Consider the following 4,928-nt stretch of genomic DNA (forward strand, 5'->3'; position numbering starts at 1 on the left):
GTCGAAGTAATCATCTTTGCTCTAAACTCCCCATTCCCCATTGCCCCTAATCCCCAGAGGGGGCCCCGAGTTCCCCATTCCCCAATACTCACCTATCCCAAAAACAGCTTATATGCTGGATTTTTGTTTTCATCCCAATAGCGATAGCCCAAATTATCGAGAAAAGCTTGCCACTCTCCCATCTCGTGAGAGGGAACCTGGATACCAACAACGATTCGACCGTAGTCTGACCCGTTGTTGCGGTAGTGAAAAAGACTAATATTCCAGTCGGGACTCATAGAAGTCACAAACTTCATCAATGCACCGGGACGTTCGGGAAACTCAAAACGGTAGAGTAATTCATTATGAGCCAAAAAAGAGTGCCCACCCACCATGTGCCGCAGATGTAATTTAGTTAATTCGTCGTCTGTTAAATCAAGAGTTTCAAATCCTTGAGCTTCAAAGTTTTCTACCATCTTTGCGGCATCGGCACGGTTTTGAATTTGCACACCGACAAAAATATGGGCTGTTTTTTCATCGGCAATCCGATAATTAAACTCGGTCAGATTACGGTTGCCAATACATTCACAAAAATGCCGAATACTTCCTCGTTCTTCAGGAATTGTAACTGCAAAGATTGCTTCGCGGCGTTCGCCCAACTCTGCCCGTTCTGCTACAAAGCGGAGACGATCAAAATTCATGTTTGCACCGCAGGCGACAGCAATTAAAGTTTGTCCCTCGATTTGTTCTCGTTCGGCGTAGGCTTTGGCAGCTGCGATCGCTAATGCACCGGCTGGTTCTAAAATGGATCGCGTATCCTCAAACACATCTTTAATCGCAGCGCATGTATCATCTGTATCCACCAGAATAATTTCATCTACATACTGCTGACATAAACGGAAGGTTTCTTCACCTACTTCTCGCACCGCCACACCATCAGCAAATAACCCCACTTGAGACAAGCGCACCCGATGTCCAGCTTTAAGCGATTGAGACATCGCATCAGCATCTACAGGTTCAACGCCAATAATCTTGATTTCAGGACGCAAGCGTTTCACATAAGCCCCAATCCCAGAAATTAGTCCCCCGCCTCCAATGGCGACAAAAATCGCATGGATGGGTTGCTGATATTGTCGTAAAATTTCCATGCCAATGGTTCCCTGTCCAGCAATGACATGAGGATCATCAAAAGGGTGAATAAAGGTCAACCCTTTTTCCACTTCTAATTCACGGGCATAACTATAAGCATCGTCGTAGGTATTGCCATGTAAGACGACTGCCCCGCCTCTCATTCTCACCGCGTCCACCTTGACTTGAGGTGTGGTTACTGGCATGACAATAATCGCTTTAGTTCCCAGGCGATTGGCTGCAAGCGCGACTCCCTGAGCATGATTACCCGCAGACGCTGCAATTACACCCTGCGCTAATATATCTGGTGGCAATTGCACCATTTTGTTATAAGCACCTCGTAGTTTAAAGGAAAATACTGACTGCATATCCTCACGTTTCAACAGGAGTTGATTATTCAGCCGCGCAGACAAATTGGGTGCATACTCCAGTGGTGTTTCTTGGGCAACATCATATACACGGGCAGTCAGGATTTGAATGAGGTAGTCGCAAAACATGGGTGTCAAGGTGTTAGCAAATGCCGGATGGGAATTAATTTTACGTTACAAGCGATCGCACTGGTTTTATTTAATTGCCCTCTCTCGAACATAAATACTTGAGAAAGCAGTCAGATTTGGTCTGAGAATGGTTTTAATATTAGACCTACGTAAATTCATTCCCAGTAATAATGATACACCGTAACTCTTTTTTACCTATTTTCCTTTTCGTCGGAATACCATTAACTGTTTTATTCGCATACTTTGGGTTGAATTATTCAGGATTCTGCTTTGCCAAGATGCGTTATCTCAGCGATGAAGAAAGGTTCCGAATGGTTTTCGATTATCAAAATGAGCGAACAGATTTAGGGCGAAGCACTTATAAGTATATTAAGTATGCAAGTTTTGATGAATATATCAAAGAAAATACAGACTGCTGTTCTATCAATCCCGGCGGGCCTTACGAAATTCGACAGTCTTCATTTTTAGATCGTATATTTGGATATGATGCCCGCGATGTCATAGTTATTAACTTCAAAGTGCGTTATTTAGATGAAACTGGCAATCAAAGAGCATTTGAAACACGTTTTGAAAATACTTTACAAAATTGTGGACATCCCCAGTGATGTTTTTCCTTATTAAACAACTCAAAAATATCGGAGATTAATATTTGAATTGCTATAGCAATCCTATTTGATTTGTGAAAATCACAAGACTCAGATCCCCGACTTCTTAGAGAAGTCGGGGATCTTGTTGTTCACGAATGATTTAGGATTGCTATATATGCCTGATAATTAATAAGGCAATCTACAGAGAGCAAAGATGCAGACTCTCCAAAAACTTTCCCTCCCAAATATGGGTTGTGGGACTTGGGCCTGGGGCAACCAACTGCTTTGGGGATATGACGAAAGTATGGATGACCAGTTACAAGCGGTGTTTAACCTCTGTGTAAACAACGGTGTGACTTTATTTGATACGGGTGATTCTTACGGAACTGGGAGATTGAATGGTCGAAGTGAATTACTGCTGGGACGATTCAACCAAGAATATGTAGGTTCAAACAAAGAAAATATTTGTATTGCGACTAAGCTTGCTGCTTACCCGTGGAGATGGACACGCAACTCAATGGTTAAGGCTTGTAAATCATCTGCCCAACGCCTGAGAAAAAATGTAGATTTAGTGCAAATGCACTGGTCAACAGCAAATTATGCTCCTTGGCAAGAGAGAGGGCTGTTAGATGGTCTTGCCGATTTGTATGAGCAAGGACTAGTCAAGGGAGTGGGATTATCTAACTATGGGCCTAAACGACTCAAGCAAGTGCAGAAAAAGTTTGCTGAACGAGATGTTCCGATTACTACTCTGCAAGTTCAGTACTCCTTATTGTCTACATATCCTGTTACCCAATTGGGGCTAAAAGACCTTTGTGATGAATTGGGAATTAAACTAATTGCCTACAGCCCTCTAGCTTTGGGACTACTGACAGGAAAATACTCTGAGCAAGGCCCTTTGCCCAAAGGTATCCGAGGTTTGTTATTTAGGCAGATATTAGCAGGAATGGGTAGACACGGAGGGGCTTCTGCTGGCAAATCGCTTTTACTATGTTTGCAAGAGGTGGCACAGTTCAGAAACAAAACTATGTCACAGGTAGCGATTAATTGGTGTATCTGTAAAGGAACCATTCCCATCCCTGGAGCCAAAAGTGTTGAACAGGCGAAGGAGAATATTGGCGCGTTAGGTTGGCAATTAAACGCCAGTGAAATTGCAGAGTTGGATAGGGCGGCGGCGAATACAGATAAAAAAATGGTACAAAATATTTTTCAAACTAAGTAAACTCTCAAGATGGATTAGAAGAGGAATGAGTTAAATGTTTTCCAATGCCCCCGGTTACTGTGTCTGTGTTTCTGTTGTTGAAACCAGAAGTGGAGAGTGCTAAGGGTGAACCGATGAGTTGAGCAACTCGAAAGGCAGACGCGATCGCTCCTTCATGCAAACCATCTCCTAAATAAGCTCCCGCATAGTAGGTATTGTTCTCTCCATTGGTGGCAATTATTTCATCTCGATATCGAAAAGATTCAGTTGTGTACAACGGCGTGTGATGTTCTTGAGTGTGAATAATCCGATCTTTGGCAATCAACCCCTCTAATTGAAACGATAAAAAATAATGCTGTGGCAATGAGATGCCGCAAACCTGGTTCAAGCAACTGTTATATCCCCATCGGGTATCTGTTTGAAAGAAATCAAATTCCGAAGGGTAGCGGATGTGGTGACTGTCATACATGGAAGTATCCGTATGAATTGTAGTGGTTGCATAATTAGCTTTCCAATCCGAGAAGCGTTTAATTTCAGCCTCAGTTGGGTCGGCTAACAGCGCCATCACTTGGTCGGGTGGCGTGGCAAACACGACTTTATCAAATTCTTGGATATCACCGTGCGATCGCATATTCCTACGAGGAAGCAAGCTAGATCGCTCAATTTTTACACCACCTGGACTTCTAGAAATATTAGCAATCTCCACATTCAACAACACTTCACCTTTAAATCGCTCCAAAATTTTTTCAATATAGGAATATACACCGCCTTTAATCCTGAACCATTTAACTGCGAGGTAGTCGCGTAACATCGGAATTGCCAGTTCTGCGGGAAAGTTATCAATAAGTTCAAACGGCATTGAGTAACTATACATCGTCAGCAATTTTAGCCAGATATTGCTGATATTTTGGTTATTCAGATATTGAGACAGTGGGCGATCGTAAAAATATCCCATCTGAGCAAATCGTGTTTCTAGCCACAATCCAACGGAATGGGCATGGAGGGCATCGAACCGCAGATATTCAATCAGGCGCTCGATACCTGTATAGTTTTTCTCAGTTGTTACCCTCGATAAAAAGCGATCGCCATTCTTGGAAAATAAAGCGGAACCGACACGAATCGGTTCTAGTTCAACTCCTAGCTCTTGCATGAGAGCAATGAAGTTATAAAATATGCTAGGAAATTCTAATACTCCACTTTCCAACATTTCATTGCAATCAGATTGGTTCGGCTTCACATTCTTGTTGAGTGTCCGAATATGTCCCCCCAACATGGGCTGCCGTTCAAACACGGTGACATGATGCCCTTGTTTATCAAGTAGGTAAGCTGTAGCCATACCACTGGCTCCACCACCGATAACTGCAATTCTCATAACTGACCTCTCAGTTGTTGAATATGAATAATATGTGTAATATCAAGTCCGGTTAATCACTTGTGATTACCGCATCTGTGCAAAAATCGGAAAAGCCTCTTTCCCCCTGCTCCCTGCTCCCTGCCCCCTACTCCCTGCCCCCTGCCCCCTGCCCCCTGCCCCCT

General features: G+C 43.2%; 4 protein-coding genes. 2 read left to right on the forward strand and 2 right to left on the reverse strand.

Features of this window, described 5'->3' with window-relative positions; translation table 11 throughout:
- Positions 1-92 precede the first annotated feature (92 nt).
- Entirely contained in the window at positions 93-1,604 is a 1,512-nt protein-coding gene (gene ilvA, locus VB732_RS11515) for a threonine ammonia-lyase, biosynthetic (protein ID WP_323230968.1), read from the reverse strand.
- A gap of 170 nt (positions 1,605-1,774) precedes the next feature.
- Between ilvA and VB732_RS11520 the strand changes: the two genes are divergently transcribed.
- Together VB732_RS11520 and VB732_RS11525 are read left to right on the forward strand one after the other, a co-directional pair.
- Entirely contained in the window at positions 1,775-2,209 is a 435-nt protein-coding gene (locus VB732_RS11520; RefSeq protein WP_323230969.1) for a hypothetical protein, read from the forward strand.
- A 196-nt stretch (positions 2,210-2,405) separates the two neighbouring features.
- Positions 2,406-3,413, forward strand: a complete 1,008-nt coding sequence (locus VB732_RS11525) for an aldo/keto reductase (RefSeq protein ID WP_323230970.1) — start codon at positions 2,406-2,408, stop codon at positions 3,411-3,413.
- A 4-nt stretch (positions 3,414-3,417) separates the two neighbouring features.
- Here VB732_RS11525 and VB732_RS11530 read toward each other — a convergent pair whose 3' ends face one another.
- On the reverse strand, positions 3,418-4,764 hold the full coding sequence (locus VB732_RS11530) for an FAD-dependent oxidoreductase (protein WP_323230972.1): 1,347 nt from the start codon (positions 4,762-4,764) through the stop codon (positions 3,418-3,420).
- Positions 4,765-4,928: the final 164 nt, after the last annotated feature.

It is taken from the genome of Nostoc sp. UHCC 0252, from assembly GCF_034931145.1.
Classification (GTDB): domain Bacteria; phylum Cyanobacteriota; class Cyanobacteriia; order Cyanobacteriales; family Nostocaceae; genus Nostoc.